Origin of the sequence: Stenotrophomonas maltophilia (assembly GCF_002799155.1) — a bacterium.
Lineage (GTDB): Bacteria > Pseudomonadota > Gammaproteobacteria > Xanthomonadales > Xanthomonadaceae > Stenotrophomonas > Stenotrophomonas maltophilia_R.
Genome location: NZ_NERD01000002.1, coordinates 1,148,843 through 1,167,992 on the forward strand (window position 1 = coordinate 1,148,843; position 19,150 = coordinate 1,167,992).

16 protein-coding genes and 1 tRNA gene are annotated in these 19,150 nt (G+C 65.6%); 14 read left to right on the top strand and 3 right to left on the bottom strand.

The genetic code is table 11. The features are described 5' to 3' along the window. The first annotated feature begins 55 nt into the window (after window positions 1-55). The 13 genes from B9Y82_RS05935 to B9Y82_RS05995 all read left to right on the top strand — a co-directional run bounded on the left by B9Y82_RS05935 (window position 56) and on the right by B9Y82_RS05995 (window position 12,674). Complete coding sequence (locus tag B9Y82_RS05935) at window positions 56-241, top strand: hypothetical protein (protein WP_100471916.1); 186 nt, start codon at window positions 56-58, stop codon at window positions 239-241. Between the two features lie 596 nt (window positions 242-837). After that, entirely contained in the window at window positions 838-1,734 is an 897-nt protein-coding gene (gene folP, locus B9Y82_RS05940; protein ID WP_100471917.1) for a dihydropteroate synthase, read from the top strand. Then, window positions 1,734-2,687 carry a tRNA (adenosine(37)-N6)-dimethylallyltransferase MiaA gene (gene miaA / locus B9Y82_RS05945; protein WP_100471918.1) on the top strand — a complete coding sequence of 318 codons (954 nt, stop codon included), beginning with the start codon at window positions 1,734-1,736 and terminating at the stop codon, window positions 2,685-2,687. The genes folP and miaA overlap by 1 nt, the downstream gene beginning before the upstream one ends. Before the next feature lie 96 nt (window positions 2,688-2,783). After that, window positions 2,784-3,059: an RNA chaperone Hfq gene (gene hfq, locus B9Y82_RS05950; protein ID WP_004152891.1), complete on the top strand. Its 276-nt coding sequence runs from the start codon at window positions 2,784-2,786 to the stop codon at window positions 3,057-3,059. Window positions 3,060-3,073: 14 nt separating this feature from the next. Continuing rightward, window positions 3,074-4,384, top strand: a complete 1,311-nt coding sequence (gene hflX / locus B9Y82_RS05955; RefSeq protein WP_100471919.1) for a ribosome rescue GTPase HflX — start codon at window positions 3,074-3,076, stop codon at window positions 4,382-4,384. Between the two features lie 103 nt (window positions 4,385-4,487). Continuing rightward, window positions 4,488-4,982 (top strand): CinA family protein, encoded by a 495-nt coding sequence (locus B9Y82_RS05960; RefSeq protein WP_005409020.1) that lies wholly within the window; start codon window positions 4,488-4,490, stop codon window positions 4,980-4,982. Between the two features lie 34 nt (window positions 4,983-5,016). Then, window positions 5,017-6,699 carry a 2-polyprenylphenol 6-hydroxylase gene (gene ubiB, locus B9Y82_RS05965; protein WP_100475182.1) on the top strand — a complete coding sequence of 561 codons (1,683 nt, stop codon included), beginning with the start codon at window positions 5,017-5,019 and terminating at the stop codon, window positions 6,697-6,699. 212 nt (window positions 6,700-6,911) lie between these two features. Continuing rightward, window positions 6,912-7,547 carry a transcriptional repressor LexA gene (lexA, locus tag B9Y82_RS05970; RefSeq protein ID WP_005412936.1) on the top strand — a complete coding sequence of 212 codons (636 nt, stop codon included), beginning with the start codon at window positions 6,912-6,914 and terminating at the stop codon, window positions 7,545-7,547. A 204-nt stretch (window positions 7,548-7,751) separates the two neighbouring features. Further along, entirely contained in the window at window positions 7,752-8,789 is a 1,038-nt protein-coding gene (gene recA, locus B9Y82_RS05975; protein ID WP_100471920.1) for a recombinase RecA, read from the top strand. A 110-nt stretch (window positions 8,790-8,899) separates the two neighbouring features. Further along, a complete protein-coding gene (recX, locus tag B9Y82_RS05980; RefSeq protein WP_100471921.1) occupies window positions 8,900-9,391 on the top strand; it encodes a recombination regulator RecX in 492 nt (163 codons plus the stop codon). A gap of 112 nt (window positions 9,392-9,503) precedes the next feature. Continuing rightward, entirely contained in the window at window positions 9,504-12,152 is a 2,649-nt protein-coding gene (alaS, locus tag B9Y82_RS05985; RefSeq protein WP_100471922.1) for an alanine--tRNA ligase, read from the top strand. A 147-nt stretch (window positions 12,153-12,299) separates the two neighbouring features. After that, window positions 12,300-12,503 (top strand): carbon storage regulator CsrA, encoded by a 204-nt coding sequence (gene csrA, locus B9Y82_RS05990; protein ID WP_004152909.1) that lies wholly within the window; start codon window positions 12,300-12,302, stop codon window positions 12,501-12,503. A gap of 78 nt (window positions 12,504-12,581) precedes the next feature. Further along, window positions 12,582-12,674, top strand: a tRNA-Ser gene (locus B9Y82_RS05995). Window positions 12,675-12,793: 119 nt separating this feature from the next. Here the strand turns inward: B9Y82_RS05995 and B9Y82_RS06000 are convergent. After that, window positions 12,794-15,124 carry a TonB-dependent receptor gene (locus B9Y82_RS06000; RefSeq protein WP_100471923.1) on the bottom strand — a complete coding sequence of 777 codons (2,331 nt, stop codon included), beginning with the start codon at window positions 15,122-15,124 and terminating at the stop codon, window positions 12,794-12,796. A gap of 141 nt (window positions 15,125-15,265) precedes the next feature. Here B9Y82_RS06000 and B9Y82_RS20825 point away from each other — a divergent pair, with 141 nt between their 5' ends. Then, the gene (locus B9Y82_RS20825; RefSeq protein ID WP_100471924.1) at window positions 15,266-15,508 is read left to right on the top strand and encodes a TonB-dependent receptor; all 243 of its coding nucleotides are present in this window, start codon (window positions 15,266-15,268) and stop codon (window positions 15,506-15,508) included. Window positions 15,509-15,524: 16 nt separating this feature from the next. Here the strand turns inward: B9Y82_RS20825 and B9Y82_RS06010 are convergent, their stop codons facing one another. Then, window positions 15,525-16,619 (bottom strand): YdcF family protein, encoded by a 1,095-nt coding sequence (locus B9Y82_RS06010; protein WP_238381544.1) that lies wholly within the window; start codon window positions 16,617-16,619, stop codon window positions 15,525-15,527. An 11-nt stretch (window positions 16,620-16,630) separates the two neighbouring features. Continuing rightward, complete coding sequence (locus B9Y82_RS06015; protein ID WP_100471926.1) at window positions 16,631-19,126, bottom strand: TonB-dependent receptor; 2,496 nt, start codon at window positions 19,124-19,126, stop codon at window positions 16,631-16,633. Window positions 19,127-19,150: the final 24 nt, after the last annotated feature.

Sequence of the window (19,150 nt, forward strand, 5' to 3'; positions counted from 1 at the left end):
GTCGTTTCCGGGCCACTGGCCCATTCCGAAAAACCGAACTGACGCTGGAGCCCGCATGTCCGCCCCGAAGCCCGAACCGATTTCCCACAAGGCCGAAATGGTCATCGCCACCGTGGTCGGCGTAGGTGTGGGCCTGGGGGCCGACAACCTGCTGCTGGGCTGCGTGGTGGGTATCGCGGTCGGCATCGTGCTGAGCATCGCCAAGACCCTGTACGTGGACCGCAAGCGCCGACGCCGTTGAGGGGTATCGGCAGGGCTGCGCCCTGCACCTGCGGTAGTGCCGGCCGCTGGCCGGCAACCTCAACAGCAACAGCAGAAGCGGGCATTCCTTGGGGGGCGGGGCGGTGTGGGTGGGCAGGACATGCCGTAAACCCGTCCATGGGGGCTCGATAGCGCCATCCATGGCGCCAACGGTCCTGCCCACCCACACCGCGCCACCTCTGACAGGTTCACGCGGCTGTGGGTAACGGCGACTGTTGGAACGCGCGGTTGTTGGTAGGTGTCAACCTTGGTCGACACATCTGCCAGATATCGAATTCCAGATTGGGGTCAGAGCCCGTTGCGCAGCAACGGGATCCGACCCCGTGCTCCGACAGATCGCAGAAATCTGTCGAAGGCGGGGTGGGTCCGGTTGCGGGAGTGTCGGCGGCATGGATGCCGTGGCCAAGCCCCCATGGATGGGTTTACGGCGTCTCCCGCAACCGGATTCTCCCCGGCTACCCTCAGGAAACCAGCTTCTGCTGCTGCTTGGGCTCTTGCTGTGGCCGTTGCCTTTGCGGGTGCAGGGCGCCGCCCTGCCAAACTAAACTACCCGCCGTTGTCCCTGCAGGATTGCCCATGTTCGATACCTCGCCCCAGCTCGATTGCGCCGGCCGCATCCTGTGCCTCGACCGTGCCCGTGTCATGGGCATCGTCAACGTCACCCCGGACTCGTTTTCCGATGGCGGCGCGCACGACACCACCGCGGCCGCGGTCGCGCATGGCCTGAAGCTGGTCGAAGAGGGCGCAGATCTGCTGGATGTCGGCGGCGAATCGACCCGCCCGGGCGCCGCGCCGGTATCGGTCGAGGAAGAGCTGCGCCGGGTGATCCCGGTGATCGAGCAGTTGGCGGCCCGGACCCAGGTGCCGATCAGCATCGACACCTTCAAGCCGGAGGTGATGCGTGCGGCGGTGGCTGCTGGTGCCGGCATGATCAATGACATCTATGGCCTGCGCCAGGACGGGGCGCTGGACGCCGCTGCTGAGGCCGGCGTGCCGGTGGTGCTGATGCACATGCAGGGCGAGCCCGGCCACATGCAGGCCGATCCGCACTACGACGACGTGGTTGCCGAGGTGCACGGTTTCCTGGTGCAGCGCCTGTTCGCTGCAGAAATGGCCGGCATCGCGAAGAAGAACCTGCTGATTGATCTCGGTTTCGGCTTCGGCAAGACCACTGCCCACAACATGACTCTGCTGGCGCGCTCGGACCGCTTCGTGGAACTGGGTGTACCGATGCTGGCCGGCCTGTCGCGCAAGCGCAGCCTCGGTGAACTGACTGGCCGCGACATGCCGTCCGAACGGGTAGCGGCCTCGGTGGCCGCGCATCTGATCGCGGTGCAGCGCGGCGCACGCATCGTGCGCGTGCATGACGTGGCGCCCACCGTCGATGCGCTGAAGATCTGGCAGGCGGTCGAGGCGGTGCCTACGCCGCGCGCCGACGCCACGCCGACGATCCGCTGGCCGGACGAAGACTGATGGGCATCGACCGGCGGCCATTGGCGATCGCCGTGATGGGCCCGACCGCCAGTGGCAAGACCGCCACCGCGATCGCCCTGGCGCAACAGCTGGACGGCGAGATCGTCAGCGTCGATTCGGCACTGGTGTACCGCCACCTGGATATCGGTTCGGCCAAGCCCGATGCGGCCGAGCGCGCGCAGGCACCTCACCATCTGCTGGACCTGCGCGATCCCTGGCAGACCTACTCGGCGGCGGAGTTCGCTGCCGATGCCGGCCGGGTCGTGGCCGACATCGTGGCGCGTGGCAGAACGCCGATCCTGGCCGGTGGCACCGGCCTGTACTTCCGTTCGCTGCTGCAGGGCCTGTCGCCGATGCCCGAGGCCGACCCGGGGATGCGTGCGACGTTGGCAGCCGAAGCCGCCGAGCGCGGCTGGGCCGCGCTGCATGCCGAACTGGCCAGGGTCGATCCGGCCGCTGCCGCACGCATCCATGCCAGCGACCCGCAGCGCATCCAGCGGGCGCTGGAGGTCTATCGCCTGACTGGCACCCCCATCACTGAATGGCAGCGCCGGCCGGGTGTGGCGCCGTTGCCGGTGCGCACGCTCAAGCTGATCCTGGCCCCGCGTGAACGCGCGGTACTGCACCAGCGCATCGAGGCGCGCTTCGACGCCATGCTGGCGCAGGGTTTTCTGGACGAGGTACGGGCGCTGAGGGCGATGCCGGAAATGGCCGCCGTGGAGGCGCCGTTGGACCTGCCAGCGGTGCGTGCGGTCGGCTATCGCCAGGCCTGGGAGTACCTGGACGGGGAGGGCGATGCCGCCCGTTTCCGTGACAAGGCGATCTTCGCCACCCGCCAGCTGGCCAAGCGCCAGCTGACCTGGCTGCGCGGCGAGCTTGATGCGCGCTGGTTCGACCCCCATATCGACCAGGAGCGCCTGGCCGGCGCGGTGTCGACCTTCGTCGCACGCTGAAGTCCCGCCAGCCGTGTAACATCATCGGTCGGCGGGCGGCTCGGGGGCCGTGGCAACCGTCGGCAACCCAATAAGAACAATAATCAGGAGTGTGCAATGTCCAAGGGGCAATCGCTGCAGGATCCTTTCTTGAACGCACTGCGGCGCGAACGCGTGCCGGTTTCGGTGTACCTGGTGAACGGCATCAAGCTGCAGGGCACGATCGAGTCGTTCGACCAGTTCGTGGTCCTGCTGCGCAATACGGTCAGTCAGATGGTCTACAAGCACGCCATTTCCACGGTCGTTCCGGCACGCAATGTGAAGGTCGGTCCGGGCGGTGGTTACGTGCAGTCGGGTGAAGGTGGTCAGGCAGGTGATGAAGCAGACGAGTAATACCGGAGCGGTGAATGTTTGACCGCTCGAAAAAGGGCGAACACGCCCTGTTGATCCAGCCCCATTTCGGCAAGCTGGAAGACGATGTGCTTGAAGAGTTCGGTGATCTGGCCCGCTCGGCCGGGGCCAGCATCGCCGCGACGATCACCGCGCGCCTGGATCGTCCGAATCCATCGACCCTGATCGGCAGCGGCAAGCTGGACGAGATCAAGGCCGCGGCCGACGCCAGCGGTGCCGACCTGATCCTGGTCAACCATGCGTTGAGCCCGGGCCAGGAGCGCAACCTGGAACGCTTCCTCGAGCGCCGGGTGATCGACCGTACCGGCCTGATCCTGGACATCTTCGCCCAGCGTGCGCACAGCCACGAAGGCAAGCTGCAGGTCGAGCTGGCGCAGCTGCGTCACCTGGCCACGCGGCTGGTCCGCGGCTGGACCCACCTGGAGCGCCAGCGCGGTGGTTCGATCGGCCTGCGCGGCCCGGGTGAAACCCAGCTGGAAACCGACCGCCGCCTGCTGCAGAAGCGGGTCGAGCAGCTGCAGAAGCGCCTGGAAAAGGTGGAAGTGCAGCGCACCCAGATGCGCCGTGCGCGCGTGCGCAGCGAGCTGCCGCGTGTCGCCCTGGTGGGCTACACCAATGCCGGCAAATCGACCCTGTTCAACGCCATGACCGGCGCTGAGGCCTACGCCGCCGACCAGCTGTTCGCAACGCTGGATCCGACCGTGCGCCGCATCGCGGTGCCGGGCGGCAACGTGGTGCTGGCCGACACCGTCGGCTTCGTCCGTGATCTGCCACATGATCTGGTCGCCGCGTTCCGCTCGACCCTGTCCGAGGCGCGCGAGGCCGATTTCCTGCTGCACGTGGTCGATGCTGCCGATCCGCATCGCGAGGAGCGCATCGCGCAGGTGGACGAGGTGCTGACCGCGGTCGGTGCCGGTGATCTGCCGCAGCTGCTGGTGTTCAACAAGATCGACCGCATCGACGGTGCCGACGTCCGCCACGATGGCCAGGATGGCGTGCCCGACGAGTCGCGTCGTGAACGCGTCTGGATTTCCGCGCGTGACGGGCAGGGCCTTGAGCTGCTGCAGGCAGTGCTGGGCAGGCGCCTGGGCTTGCAGCACGTGACCGGTGAACTGCGCCTGCCGCCGGATGCCGGCCGCCTGCGTGCGCGCCTGCACCAGCTGGAAGTGATCCGCAGCGAACAGGCCGATGAGGAGGGCTGGCTGCTGCAGGTGGACCTGCCGATCGCCGAAGCCGAGAAGCTGGCCGCCAGTGCCGAAGGCGCGCCGATCCGGGCGCTGCTGCCTGAGAAACTGCCGGAGTGGTGAGGTAGCGCCGGGCCAGGCCCGGCCGCTGCCATCGCGGCGGCCCGCGACATCAACCTGTCATCTGCGGTACAACGTGCAGGTTCTTCACCCCACCGTCATGCCGATGTCCATCCCCACCGACGCCGATCTCAACGCCCAGTCCGCCGCGCTCGGGCAGCGCCTGCAACAGGCCTCGCTGCAGCTGGTCACGGCCGAAAGCTGCAGTGGCGGCTGGATCGCCAAGTGCATGACCGATATCGCCGGTTCCTCGGCGTTCTTCGACTGCGGCATGGTGGTCTACAGCTACGAGGCCAAGCAGCGTCTGCTCGGTGTGCGCGCGCAGACCCTGGAGCAGTTCGGTGCGGTCAGCCGCGAAACCGTGCTGGAGATGGTGTCTGGCGCACTGGTCAATTCCGGTGCCGGCATCGCCGTGGCGGTGACCGGTATCGCCGGCCCCGGCGGTGGCAGTCCGGACAAGCCGGTCGGCAGTGTCTGGATCGGTTGGAAGCGCCGTGGCGGCTACGCCCGTGCCGAACTCTTCCAGTTCGACGGCGACCGCGAAGCCATCCGCCGGCAAACCGTGGCGGCGGCATTGCGCGGTATCGACGCCCAGCTGTGACATGCTGCTCCGGTAATCGTCCGGAGCACGCATGATGTGGGAAACGCTGGGCACGGTCCGTGACCTGGGCCGACTGCAGGAAATCGCCGTCGTCCTGATCCGCTATGGCTTCGGCGACGTGGTGCGGCGCATCGGCCTGGCCACCACGCTGGAGCGGGCAGGGCGCCTGCTGCACTGGAACGAAGAGCGGCAGGAGCTGCTGCGGATGACCGCGCCGGTGCGCGTGCGCAGCGCGATGCAGGATCTCGGCCCGACCTTCGTCAAGCTGGGCCAGGTGCTGGCGACGCGCGTTGACCTGCTGCCGCCGGAATGGATCGCCGAACTGTCCGAACTGCAGAACGCGGTGCCGGCGCTGCCGTATGCCGACATCCGCGAGCAGCTGGAGGCCGACCTGGGCGCATCGCCTGCAGAGGTGTTCGCCTTCCTCGATGAAACCCCGATGGCCGCCGCCTCGCTGGCGCAGGCCCATCGTGCGCGCCTGCATGACGGCCGCGAGGTGGTGCTGAAGGTGCGGCGGCCCGGCATCCGCGATGTGGTCGAGGCCGACCTGCGGCTGCTGGCGCGGCTGGCCGAGATCGTCGAGGCGCGCCTGCCGGACCTGCGCCGCTATCGCCCGGCCGAGGTCGTGCAGCAGTTCACCGTATCGCTGCGCCGTGAGCTGGATTTCGCCGCCGAATGCCGCAACGCCGAGCGCATCGCGCGCAACTTCAAGGGCCGCGGCGACATCCTGATTCCCGGCGTGCACTGGCAGTGGACCTGCGAAAGCCTGAACGTGCAGGACTTCGTCGACGGCATTCCCGGGCGCAACCTGGCCGGCGTCGACGCGGCGGGCCTGGACCGGCGCGAGCTGGCACGGCGTGGTGCCGACATCGTGCTGAAGATGGTGCTGGAGGACGGCAGCTTCCACGCCGATCCGCACCCCGGCAACATCATCTACCTGCGTGACGGTCGCATTGGTGTGATCGATTTCGGCATGGTCGGTGCCTTGTCGGAAGTGCGCCGCTTCCAGGTCGCACAACTGCTGCATGGCCTGGTCGAGCAGGACCCGCAGGGCGTGGCGGACGTGCTGCTGGACTGGGCCGGTGGCGTGGAAGTGGACGAGAACCGGCTGCAGCACGACATCAGCCAGTTCGTCGATCAGTACCGCGGCGTGCCGCTGAAGGACCTGCGGATCGGCCTGATGCTGGGTGACATCACCCAGCTGCTGCGCAGCTACAGCCTGACCCTGCCGGCCGACCTGGCATTGATGATCAAGGCGTTCCTGACCCTGGAAGGGATGGGTCGGCAGCTGGACCCTGATTTCGACATGGCCAGTGCTGCGCGCCCGTTCCTGGAGCGGGTGGTGCTGCAGCGTTATGCGCCCAAGGCGCTGCTCAAGCGTGGACGGCGCAGCCTGCTGGGCCTGGTCGACTTCGCCGGTGAGCTGCCCCGCGACCTGCGCAAGCTGGTCCAGGCGGCGCGCCGAGGACGCCTGCAGTTGAAGGTGGAAACCAGTGCATTGGAGGGCTTCGGCGAGCAGGTCAACCGCGCCGCGAACCGGCTGGTGGTGGGCATCGTCACCGCCGCATTGATCATTGGCTCGTCGATCGTGATGCACAGTGTTGGTGGCGTCTCGAGCCGTTGGCTGCTGGCGCTGGGCGTGTGCGGCTTCATCGGCGCCGGCGTCTGCGGCGTGTGGATCCTGGTTTCGATATGGAGAAGCGGCAAGCACACATGAGTGTGTTTACCGCATCTGTTCCCAACGGGGAACCGCGGAATCGCTGCGCGATTGCTAGAGCCGACCGTTGGTCGGCTGCTTTTGCTCTCGCCTTTGTCTCTGCCGGCCGGGCCAAGCCGGCGACGATTGCCTCGCGTGGCTGGGCACGACGGATGTTGCCGTGTCGCCCCCGGCACTTGCAGTCCTGTTAGTTAGTAGTAATACTACTAACCATGGACCTGACCGACACCCAGCAGGCGATCCTGCAGTTGATCGCCGAGCGTATCGAGAGCGAAGGCGCCCCGCCGTCGCAGACTGAAATCGCACGTGCGTTTGGCTTCAAGGGCGTGCGCGCAGCCCAGTATCACCTGGAAGCTCTGGAGCAGGCCGGTGCGATCCGTCGCATCCCAGGCCAGGCCCGCGGCATCCGCCTGGTGCAGGCGCCGCCGGTCGAAAAGCTGGCCGAGCCGGGCCTGCCCGACAGCGTCCTGCGCCTGCCGGTGCTGGGCCGGGTCGCGGCCGGCCTGCCGATCGGCGCCGACATCGGCTCGGACGATTTCGTAGTGCTGGACCGGGTGTTCTTCTCCCCAGCGCCGGATTACCTGCTGAAGGTGCAGGGCGATTCGATGATCGACGAGGGCATCTTCGACGGTGACCTGATCGGCGTGCACCGCACCCGAGACGCCCATTCCGGACAGATCGTGGTGGCCCGCATCGATGACGAGATCACCGTGAAGCTGCTGAAGATCGCCAAGGACCGCATCCGCCTGCTGCCGCGCAACCCCGACTACAAGCCGATCGAGGTGCTGCCGGATCAGGACTTCGCGATCGAAGGCCTCTATTGCGGCCTGCTGCGGCCCAACCGTTGACCTGCTCCATAGCGCATTACCCCGCGGTCTTTTGTGGCGATTCTCTGGTTCCACTGAGGTTGGTACGGATGTCCGATAATTCTTTTCAGAGCGCCGGGCAGAATCTCAGCCTGTGCGATACGTCCGACTTAAAGTGAACCCATGGCAAAGAAGACCCCCAAAGACAGCACCCCCAACGACACGACCTCTGCAAGGACCAATCCGATGGACGAGAACAAGAAGCGCGCCCTCGCTGCAGCTCTGGGCCAGATCGAAAAGCAGTTCGGCAAGGGCTCGGTGATGCGCATGGGCGACCGCGTGGTCGAGCCCGTCGAAGCCATTCCGACCGGTTCGCTGATGCTCGACATCGCGCTGGGCATTGGCGGTCTGCCGAAGGGCCGTGTCGTTGAAATCTACGGGCCGGAATCCTCGGGCAAGACCACGCTGACCCTGCAGGCCATCGCCGAATGCCAGAAGATGGGCGGCACCGCGGCCTTCATCGACGCCGAGCACGCGCTGGACCCGATCTACGCCGCCAAGCTGGGCGTGAACGTGGACGACCTGCTGCTGTCGCAGCCGGATACCGGTGAGCAGGCGTTGGAAATCGCCGACATGCTGGTCCGTTCCGGTTCGGTCGACATCCTGGTGGTCGACTCGGTTGCCGCGCTGACCCCGAAGGCCGAAATCGAGGGTGAGATGGGTGACCAGCTGCCGGGCCTGCAGGCTCGCCTGATGAGCCAGGCGCTGCGCAAGCTGACCGGCAACATCAAGCGCTCCAACACCCTCGTGGTCTTCATCAACCAGCTGCGCATGAAGATCGGTGTGATGATGCCGGGCCAGAGCCCGGAAACCACCACCGGCGGCAACGCGCTGAAGTTCTACGCCTCGGTCCGCCTGGACATCCGTCGTATCGGCGCGATCAAGAAGGGCGACGAGATCATTGGCAACCAGACCAAGATCAAGGTCGTCAAGAACAAGCTGGCGCCTCCGTTCAAGCAGGTCATTACCGAAATCCTGTACGGCGAAGGCATCAGCCGCGAAGGCGAGCTGATCGACATGGGTGTGGACGCCAAGCTGGTCGAGAAGGCCGGTGCCTGGTACAGCTACGGCGAAGAACGCATCGGCCAGGGCAAGGACAATGCCCGAGGTTATCTGCGCGACAACCCGACGGTCGCAGCCAAGCTCGAAGCCGAGCTGCGAGAGAAGTTCCAGCCGACCGAAGCCAGCCGTGAGGAAGGCGACGACGAAGGCGACGACGAGTAAGGCTTGCTGTGGGGCAGGGCGGCGCCGTCAGTGACGTCGCCCTGTCCCGCAGGTTCGAATCGCCCAGGGATGGGCAGGGCGCCATGGATGGCGCCACCCTTGGAGTACCGATGTCTGACGCTGACGACATTCCCACCGGCCGCAAGCGCCGGCCGCGTGAGCAGACGCCCGTGCAACGGGCACTGGGCCTGCTGGTCCGCCGCGAGCACTCGCGCAAGGAACTCGCCCGTAAGCTGACCGCCCGTGGCATCGAAGATGAAGCCGCGCAGGCCGCTGTCGACAAGCTGACCGAAGCCGGCTGGCAGGACGACACCCGATTTGCCGAGAACCTGGTCCGGATGCGCGCCAACACCGGCTATGGCCCGATCCATGTCCGTGCCGAGCTGGGTACCCATGGCCTGGACAGCGCCGCGATTGCGGCAGCGATGGACAGCTACGAAGGCGACTGGCAGGAAAATGCCCGTGATCTGGTTCGCCGCCGCTTCGGCGAGGCCGGCCCGCAGGACCTGACGCAGCGGCGCAAGGCCGCCGATCTGCTGGCCCGGCGGGGCTTTGACGGTGACAGTATCCGCCGTGCGACCCGCTACGACCCGGATGACTGAGACTGGCGGCGCCGGGCCTGATACCCTTTAGGTTTTCGGCGGTCCCTCGTGGACCCTGGCCAACGCGGCCGGTGGTCCCCGGGTCCGTCGGCCCGCAGACTGCCAGCCCCCAATGAACGCATCCGCCAAATTCACGACTTCCCAGATCCGCAGCGACTTCCTTGAATTCTTCAAGGGCAAAGGCCACACCATCGTGCCGTCGGCGCCGCTGGTGCCGGGCAATGATCCGACCCTGCTGTTCACCAACTCCGGCATGGTGCAGTTCAAGGACGTGTTCCTTGGTGCGGAGAAGCGCAGCTATGTGCGCGCGGCCGACGTGCAGCGCTGCCTGCGCGCGGGCGGCAAGCACAACGACCTTGACCAGGTCGGCTACACCGCACGCCACCACACCTTCTTCGAAATGCTGGGCAACTGGTCGTTCGGCGATTACTTCAAGAAGGACGCGATCGCCTGGGCCTGGGAGCTGCTGACCCAGGTCTGGAAACTGCCGGCCGAGCGCCTGCTGGTGACCGTCTACCAGACCGACGACGAAGCCTACGCGCTGTGGCGCGACATGGTCGGCGTGCCGGAAGAGCGTATCGTGCGCATCGGCGACAACAAGGGCGCACCGTTCGCCTCGGACAACTTCTGGCAGATGGCCGACACCGGCCCGTGCGGCCCGTGCACCGAGATCTTCTATGATCACGGCGACCATATCGCTGGTGGCCCCCCGGGCTCCCCGGATGAAGACGGCGACCGCTTCATCGAAATCTGGAACCTGGTGTTCATGCAGTTCGATCGACAGCCCGACGGCACCCTGGTGCCGCTGCCGGCACCCTGCGTGGATACCGGCATGGGCCTGGAGCGCCTGGCGGCGATCCTGCAGCACGTGCATACCAACTACGAAATCGACCTGTTCCAGGCACTGATCCGCAAGGCTTCCGAGCTGACCGGTACTGCTGACCTGGAAAACAAATCGCTGCGCGTGATTGCCGATCACATCCGTGCCTGCTCGTTCCTGATCGTCGATGGCGTGCTGCCGTCCAATGAAGGCCGCGGCTACGTGCTGCGCCGTATCATCCGCCGTGCCCTGCGCCATGGCTGGATGCTGGGCGTGCGCCAGCCGTTCTTCAGCAAGCTGGTGCCGACGCTGGTCGAGCAGATGGGTGAGGCCTATCCGGAACTTCCGGCGGCGGTGGACACCGTGACCCGTGCGCTGCAGGCCGAGGAAGAGCGCTTCGCTGAAACCCTCGATGCGGGCATGAAGATCTTCGAGGACGTGGCCGGCAAGGCCAACGATGGCGTGATCCCAGGCGTTGACGCCTTCCGCCTCTACGACACCTATGGCTTCCCACTCGACCTGACCCAGGACATCGCCCGCGAGCGCGAGCTGACGGTCGACATCGCCGGCTTCGATGCCGCGATGGAACAGCAGCGCGAGACCGCACGCGCCGCGGGCAAGTTCGGCGGCGGCGTGACCCTGCCGGCCGAGCTGGTGGCCACCCTCAGCCCGACCGTGTTCCTGGGCTATGACCGCCTGCAGGCCGACGGACTGAGCGTGCTGGCCCTGCTCAAGGACGGTCGTCCAGTGCAGTCGGCCGATGCGGGTGATGCGGTCATCGTCATCACCAACCAGACTCCGTTCTACGCCGAATCCGGTGGCCAGGTCGGCGACACCGGCGTTCTGACCGGCAACGGCGTGCGCCTGGCGGTGGAAGACACCCAGAAGTTCGCCGGCCAGTTCCATGGCCACGTCGGCACCCTGTCCGAAGGCGGCCTGAAGGTCGGCGACGTGCTGTCCGGCCAGGTTGATGGCGAGCGCCGTGGCGCCACCATCCTCAACCATTCGGCAACCCACCTGCTGCACGCCGCGCTGCGCGAAGTGCTGGGCACCCATGTGCAGCAGAAGGGTTCGCTGGTCGCTCCGGACCGCCTGCGCTTCGACTTCTCGCACTTCCAGCCGATCAGCGCCGAAGAGCTGGCCGTGATCGAACGCAAGGTCAACCAGCAGGTGCGCGCCAACAATGCCGCCGAAGTGCACACCATGGGCATGCAGGAAGCGCTGGACTTCGGCGCGATGGCCCTGTTCGGCGAGAAGTACGGCGAGCATGTGCGCGTGCTGAAGATGGGTGACTACTCCACCGAGCTGTGCGGTGGCACCCACGTCAGCCGTACCGGCGATATCGGCCTGTTCAAGATCACCTCCGAGGGCGGTGTTTCCGCCGGCGTGCGCCGCATTGAGGCCGTCACCGGCCAGGGCGCCCTGGACTACGTGGACGCCGAAGAGGCCCGCCTGGCCGAAGCCGCCGACCTGCTCGGCGGCAGCGCTGCCGACGTGGTCGAGAAGATCCGTGCGCTCGGCCAGCGGCAGAAGCAGCTGGAGCGCGAACTGGAGGCCGTGAAGGCCAAGGTCGCCGCCGGTGCCACGGCCGACCTGTCCGGCCAGGCCGTCGAGGTCGCCGGTGTGAAGGTGCTGGCCGCGCGCCTGGAGGGCTTCGACGCCAAGGCCCTGCGTGATGCCATGGACCGCCTGAAGCAGCAGCTGGGCGACGCGGTGATCGTGCTGGCCGGCGCCCAGGACGGCAAGGCCGCCTTGGTCGCCGGTGTGAACGGCAGCGCAATGGGCAAGGTCAAGGCCGGGGAACTGTTGTCCCATATCGCCGGTCAGATCGGGGGCAAGGGCGGCGGACGCCCGGACCTCGCCCAGGGTGGTGGCGAGGACGGGCCCGCCCTTGCTACTGCGCTGGCTGCAGTCGTCGAATGGGTCAGCCCCCGCCTGTGATGAACCCTGCCGTCCCCCTCCTTGTAGGAGCGGGACGGCTGACGGTACCATTGCGAATCTTTTCCCTTTGTCGTGGTAGCGCTTCTTGACGGAGCGTCAAGCCGGTGGGGGATACCCTTCCACACGGTTCCATGGAGACTTACAAAAATGTTGATCCTGACTCGCCGCGTCGGCGAAACCCTGATGATCGGTGACTCGGTGAGCGTCACCGTGCTTGGCGTCAAGGGTAACCAGGTGCGTATCGGCATCACTGCGCCGAAGGACGTCGCTGTGCATCGCGAAGAGATCTACCAGCGCATCCAGCGTGGTGATGAAGCCGGTGGCACCGGTAGCGAAAATTCTGCCGAATAACGCTTTACCTTCGCACCCGATTAACGTTATGATTCACGCCCCGCTGAGGTGCAACGCACTAGGCGCGGAGAAAACCCCGGAGTGATGCCCGAGTGGCCGAAGGGGCTCCCCTGCTAAGGGAGTATAGGGTCAAAAGCTCTATCGAGGGTTCGAATCCCTCTCACTCCGCCAGATACAAAGAAGCGCCTGCAGATCCTCGATCTGCAGGCGTTTTTCTTTGCGCTTCTGCAGGATCCCGGCGTGCCATCCAGCGATCGTTGATCGCTGGATGGCGGCCGAATCGGCTCTGCTCAGAGCTTCACCGTCACCCCTACCTGGAAGCCCCGCCCCGGCAGCGGCGCGATGTACTTCAGCGGCGAGTTGTGCGGGCGTGCTTCTTCATTGAGCAGATTGCTGCCGTTGACGAACACCTCCATGCCGGCGATGTAGCTGTTGCGTACCGGTAGCTCACGGCTGACCTGCAGGTCGACCAGGTTGAACGCATCCAGCGGTACTTCCTCGCTGACGTTGCGGCCGAGGTACTTCTGCGTGTCGTAGTAGGTGCTCGACAGCTGCGCCTTCCAGCCTTCGCGCTGCCACCGCAGGTTGGCGCCATAGCGGTTGGTCGGCATGTTCGGCAGGTACTCGCCATCGTTGTGGGCGCGCAACGAATCGGGGTGGTCGGCCTTGTTCTTCACCAGGTCGGCGAAGGCGGAGACGTTCAACGTGCCGTAGCGGCCAAGGTCCACTACCTGCGACGCGTCGATCTCGAAGCCCTTCACCGTGGTGTCGGTCTGCTTCCAGTACTTCAGCGGCAGGCGATTGGCGGTCTGCAGTCCGGAGTAGCCGAGGTAGAGGTAGTTCTCGTACCGCATCTGGTACGCGGTGGCGGACAGCTCGAAACCACCGAGGTGGAACAGTCCGGTCAGTTCCAGGTTCTTCGCGCGCTCCGGCTCCAGGTTCTGGTTGCCTTCTTCCTGGGTCATCACCGAATAGTGCGCATTGCTGGCATACAGCTCGTTGATTTCCGGTGCGCGCTGCGAGGACGAGTAGCGCACCTTGGCGGCGAACAATGGACCGAGCTCGACATACGATCCCAGGCTGTAGCTGTTGAGCCGGTAGTTGCGGTCCTGCAGTTTTGTGTTGGCGGCATTGCGCGCGGTCTTGAAGCGGCTGGGTTGCAGATCATGGTCAACGCGCTCGTGGCGCACGCCAGCGTCGAAACTGGCCCAGCCGAAGTCCAGTGTTTCCTTCAGGAACACCGCGTTGCTGCGGGTGTCGACATCAGGCAGGTAGCGCAGCGAGCCGCTGCCGGTGACATCGCGCGACTGATGGCTGAAGCCGAGCAGGCCGCTGAGCGGGCCAACGCGCTGGTGGCTGAGCAGCAGCTCGGCCTGGGTGCTCTCGAAATCGTAGTCGTTGGCCCGGGTGGCACCCAGCCGTTCGCCCGAGGTGTTGTCGAGCTTGGAGACACGCAGTTCGGCGCGCTCGAACAGCGGCAGCGGATCGCGCAACAGGGCTTCCAGTGCGTAGCGTTCCTGCTTGATCACCACGCCCGCCGGCAATGCGTTGGCGTAGTTGGAACCGAACGACAGGTTCTGCATCGAGAACCCCGGCACGCCGTACTCGCTGTCCTTGGCATCGATGCTGACACCCACGTAACCGCGGTCGAAGAACAGGGTCGACCCGAACGCCACCTGCGAATTGCGCGCGTAACTGTTGCCCAACCGGTGGTGATAGTCGGGGGTGACATCGTTGTTGATCTGCTTCTGTATGTATGACGGCGTGCCGGCAACATAGGCCGGGTTGACCGGATTGATGTAGGTGCGGCGCTGCCAGACCGAGGTGGGATTGTTGGTGTAGAACGAGAAATCGCCGTCGGCCCAGTCCGGGTTTTCGGTCATGAACTGGTCGATGTACGGCTGCGAGGCCTTGTTGTAGAGCTGCTGGACGCGTGCTTCCTTCTGGCAGCTGTCGGCCAGCGCCGAATTGACGCCACCGCCGACCGGGAACAGCCCGCTGTTGCAGACACTGGCCTTGCTGTTGCCGGGAATGTCGTAGTGCGAGATGCGCTGGCGCGAGACCTGCAGGTTGGTGGATAGATTGCGCTGGTTGTTGAAGTTCATGCGGAAGCCCTGCGCGTCGGCGGCGTTGAAGCCCTTGCGCAGGACCAGTTCCATCGACTGGTCCTTGTCTTCCATGCTGCGCGAGATCAGGCCCGAGTCGATCTCCACGCTGCCGCCGATCGCGTTGCCGCCAAAGCGCACGGTGTCGGAGGATTTGTTGACGGCGACGCTGCGCACGAACAGCGGATCGAACGGAATGTTGATGTCGCCGCTGATCGCGTTCATGCCCAGAATCGACTGGCCGTCCTGCAGGACCTGCACGCGGTTGCCGCTCAGGCTGCGGATGACCGGAGCGCCCGCGTTCGGGCCGAAGGCGGTGCTTTGCACGCCGGAGACGTGTTCGAGCAGCTGGCCGAGGGTGCGGTTCTGCGTCTGCGGATTGTCGAGGGTGACCCGGTTGTCGATGCGGGAAGGCTGCGTGGCCTGGACCTGCAGGGTGGGGAGGGTGGGTTCGTCCGCGGCCTGGGCGGTGTGGACGGCGAGCAGAATGGCTGCAGCAAGGAGATGGCGACGCATGACTCGATTCGTGACGTTGATGTGTAATGTTATAACGTAACGATTCGAGTCGACAAGGGTGGATTGGGCCTTGCCGAAGAGCCGGATATGGAAGAGCCGGATATGAAAGCGGCTCTCATACGGGATTCTTCACGAGCGCACATGCACAGCCCCGCCCTTGCCGACCTCGACGGCCTGGGTAGCGGCAGCGGCTTCCCGCTGTTGGCGAGCTATCTGGACTGCACGGGCCGGATGGCGCTCTATCCGCTCAGTTCCAACGTGTCGGCGGCGGTCAACATCAACAACCTGTTTGACCGCCACTACTACTCGCAGATCGGCTTCTACAACCAGGGCTGGTACGGCGCGCCGCGAAACGTGATGTTCACGCTGAAGGTCGGTTGCTGAAGCTGCATCGGTGCGTTCAGGGATCCAGTGGATCCATCGGGTCGATGCGAAGTGATTCGGGCGCTGGCACGAAAGTGATCGCGTAAGGTGAGATGCGTGAACCGACCTTGCCGGGAACGTAGCCCAGCTCACGGCGGTTGCGGTCACCGAATCCGCTGCTGGCGACTGAATCGATATGCGATGGACTGCTGACGACCAGCGCCGGTTGCTGCGGCGGCGCCTGCAGCGCGGCCAGCAGCCGGGCCGCGTTGCGCAGGTTGGTGGTGGTGTGGCGCGCATACGGCTCGATGATGATCGCATCTGCGGGAACGCCGAAGCGCGCGATCAGCGCTTCGCGCATCTGCACCGCTTCGACGCTACGGGTGCCGCGTGGATGCACGGCGCCACCGGAGACGATGATGAATGGCGCATCGCCTGCCGCGTAGCGCTGCGCGGCCGCCTTCAGGCGCAGCTTGCTGCCAGCGCTGAGCGGGGTGGTCAGTTCGTCCGGGCCCTGCCCAAGTACGATGATCGACGTGTAGGGATGGGCATTCCATTCGAGCTGCCGCGCACGCGCAAACGGTACGGCGTTCATTCCCGCGTTGATGGGCTCGAAGCGGATCGCATCGAGGCGGTCATTGGCATCGAGCAGGCCCACCGCCACCGCGATGCTGCGATCGAATGCGGTGTAGGCCGCGCTGGCGTCGACCTCGCTCATCTGCATGGCAATGGCTACATCGGTCGCCAGGCGCGTGCTGCCTGCCGTGCCGATCGGGCCGTCGATGGCGTCGTAGCGGGGCCGCTGTCCATGGCCGTAAACGGAGAGGACGTTGTTGAGGCCCGCCAGCTCCCGCGTGATCGCCTCGGCACGCGTCGGAACCGTGGCGGCCAGCAGATCGGCCTGCGCCGGCGTCCAACGTGCCGCGTCGAGTGTGCAGGCCGCGGTCCGGCAGCCGGTCATGTGCTGCGCGCGTTCGACCATCAGGGCGCGCGCAGGCGCGGGCAGTGCGTCGTGCTTCAGCTGTACAAGGGTCGGGAACAAGCGTCCGGCCAGTGCAGCGCTGTCGCGGTCGTCGGCGGCTGCCACAATCGGCAGCATGGCAGTCGCCAGCAGGGCGAGCGACAAGCTCAATCTTCGATGCATCACCAGCTCCTGCTGACCATCAGGCGGACGTTGCGGCCAAACAGCGGCCGTCCATAGATTGCCTCGGCCGAACCCTGGCCCGCCAGGGCATCGGTGCGGGTGTTGCCTTCGGTGAGTCCCTTTTCATTGGTCAGGTTGTCGCCCACCAGCTGTGCGCCCCAGTTGCCGCGCTTCCATGAAACGCCCAGGCCCAGGGTCTGGTAGGCAGGCAGTGCGGTCTGGTTGAACAGATCGACATAGGACTTGCCGACCACGTCGTAGCGCAGCCAGGTCTCGAACTGGTCCTGGCCGTGCTGGAAGCTGAAGGTCGGGCGGAGGTTGCCGTAGAGCTTGGGCTCGCGAACGATCTGCTTGCCGTTGACCGCGGCCGGATCGGCGCCGGAATCATTTTGCAGGCTGTCGTACTGCGGATCGCTGACCGTGATCGAGCCGGCGATGCTGAACCAGTCCAGCGGCCGGAACAGGCCGTCCAGTTCGATGCCCTTGGAGACGGCGGTGCCGATGAAGGGCACCGACTGGTCATTGCGGCCGGTGGTTGGGTTGAACGCCACGAACGAGGCATTGAGTGGATCGAACTTCGTGTAGAACGCGGTCAGGTAGAGATAGGACCGGCCGAAACCAGCCTTCAGGCCCAGCTCATACTGGTCCAGCTGGGTCTGCACGATGGTGGGATCGATCGAGCGTGCCACCGACGAGTTGGGAACGATCTCCATGTGCGACACGCGGGCATAGGCACCCACCGAAGGGGTGAAGTCGAAGTTCGCACCGACCGTCCAGTTGGTGGCGGACGGATCCAGGCGATGGTTCTGGACGACGCCGGTGAACCGGCGCGTGGTGTTGTCGGCGAGTGTGCCGCGATCGCCGAGGTCGACCTGGGCGGTCTGCTCTGCATAGCCTTCATAGCGGTAGCGCTCATGGCGGATACCGGCGTCGAGCTTGAAGCGGTCCGTCAGTGCCCAGGTGTCATTGGCATACACCGCGAACATGCGGGCATCGACCTTGCCGCGATTCAGGGTGGTGGTGTAACGCAGTGTGCCCTTGTCGGTGACATAGCCCAGCGGGGTGCCATCATTGCCGTAGGCCACCAGATCCAGCAGGCGTGGCTTGCCGCGCATCTCCATCAGCATGTCCTGGTACAGGCTGAAGGACGTGGTGCCGAAGAAGGCGGTGTATGCACCGATGTTCAGATCGTGGCTGCCCCAGGCCGTTTCAAACAGCCGTGTCGCACTGAAGTCGGCCTGGCCGGAGTAGAAGTCCGAATCCGCTGCCCGGTACTGGGCCGAGACCACCAGGCCGGAGTCGGCGTAGGGATCGTAGGCGTTGGCGCCGTTGCTGCCGGCCAGGGCGTAGCCCATCCGCGCGACACCGGCGCCGAAGGCGCTGCGGGCCGCGCCCAGATAGCTGTTGGCGAAGCTGCGTGCGTCGACCGGGTTGGTGGTCGAGTACAGTGCGTCGAAGGTATTGCGGCCCTTGGTGTAGCCGGATTTCAGGGACAGGGTCCACTCGCTGGCGGTGTTCTCGTACTGGAAGCCGATGTTGCCGAAGCGCATGTGGCGGCCGTCGGCCAGATCGCGGTTCATGCCCTGCAGGACACCGCCTCCATCGAGGTACTTGAGGTTTACGCTGCGCAGCGATGGCGAGTTCAGGGTGCCGTCGAAGTAGTCGATGTAGGGATCCAGCGGAACGCTGGGATTGCGCGGGTCGGCGACCGGAATCGGCAGGTAGAACGTATTGTGATCATCGACGAAGGTACCGCTGACCTTGAACCAGCTGGTGTCGTCGAAGTAGTGCTTGATGTTGCCGCGGATCTGCCCGCCCTTGTCGTTCGGGAAGCCGTTGTCGCGGTAGCCGTCATGCTGGCGCAGGAAGCCACCGACGGCATAGAAGGTGTCCTTGCCGAGCGCGCCCGACTGGTACGCCTCGCCGCGGTACAGGCCGGTATCGCCGATCGTCAGCTGGGCTTTGCCGTGGGTCTCTTCGGAGCCCTCGGCCAGGATGTTGTTGACGATGGCGCCGCCGCTGCTCGCATAGATCGGCGCCGGGCCACCGCGTACGATCTCCACCCGCTGGTTCATCACGTCGAAACGGTTCATGCCGTCGCCGGAATTGAAGAAGTGGCCATCCAACTCCTGGTAGAGCGGCAGGCCATCCTGCTGGAAGGCGATGAAGCCGCGATCGGTGGGAATGCCGCGCAGCCGGGTGATGTTCTGGACCTCGCCCCCGGTGGCTTCCACATGGATGCCCGGCACTGAGCCGAGCAGATCGGCGTAGCTTTTCGGCGCGAGCTTCTGCACGTCTTCGCGGCTGAGTGAATTGACGGCGAAGGACGCATCGAAGCGACGCTGGGTGCGTGCCGCTCCGGTGACCACCACCGCATCCAGCGTTGCGGCGTCGGTGCTGTCCTTGCTCTGGACCGGCGCGTCCTGGGCGGAAGCGATGCCATGCAGGGAGATCAAGGCCAGGGAGATACCCAGGACCAAGGGGTTGACGTTCATCGGAGGGCGACCATGCAGGGAAGG